At 29.9% G+C, this 468-nt stretch carries 1 protein-coding gene and 1 pseudogene; both read left to right on the forward strand.

Annotation, left to right across the window (positions count from 1 at the left end):
* Positions 1–37: 37 nt before the first annotated feature.
* Positions 38–127: pseudogene (locus CD129_RS13620) on the forward strand (hypothetical protein); the annotation flags it as partial.
* 63 nt (positions 128–190) lie between these two features.
* A partial coding sequence (locus CD129_RS13415; RefSeq protein WP_256681893.1) for a helix-turn-helix domain-containing protein occupies positions 191–468 on the forward strand: 278 nt, incomplete at its 3' end.

A 468-nucleotide genomic window follows, 5' to 3' on the forward strand; every position in this document is an offset into this window, starting at 1 on the left:
AAAAAATAACTCGTATCCGTCATCTTTTAAATTACAAATTATTAATGAGTATTTTGAAAAGGGAATATCACCTGTACAGTTGGCTATTAAATACAATATCCCATCAGATCGCACTGTTCGAAATTGGATAAAACGTTATACTATGGGTAAAGAGAACAAAACATATTCTCCAAAACCCGAGGTGTATACGATGAAAGCAAGAAAAACAAATTTAGAAGAACGCATTGAAATAGTTAAAGATTACATAGAAAGTAATAGTGATTATAAAACAATCGCTGATAAATATTCAGTGACTTATGGTCAAGTTTATAATTGGGTGAAAAAATATAAAAATCATGGTAATGCTGGTTTAGAAGATGGACGAGGCAAAGGGAAACCTCAATCTATAATGACAGAAGATGAAATGAAAGATGCAGAAATTAAAGCATTAAAAGAACGAAATAAATATTTAGAAATGAAGAATGAGGT

Source organism: Mammaliicoccus fleurettii, assembly GCF_003970575.1.
In the GTDB taxonomy this organism is placed as follows: Bacteria; Bacillota; Bacilli; order Staphylococcales; family Staphylococcaceae; genus Mammaliicoccus; species Mammaliicoccus fleurettii.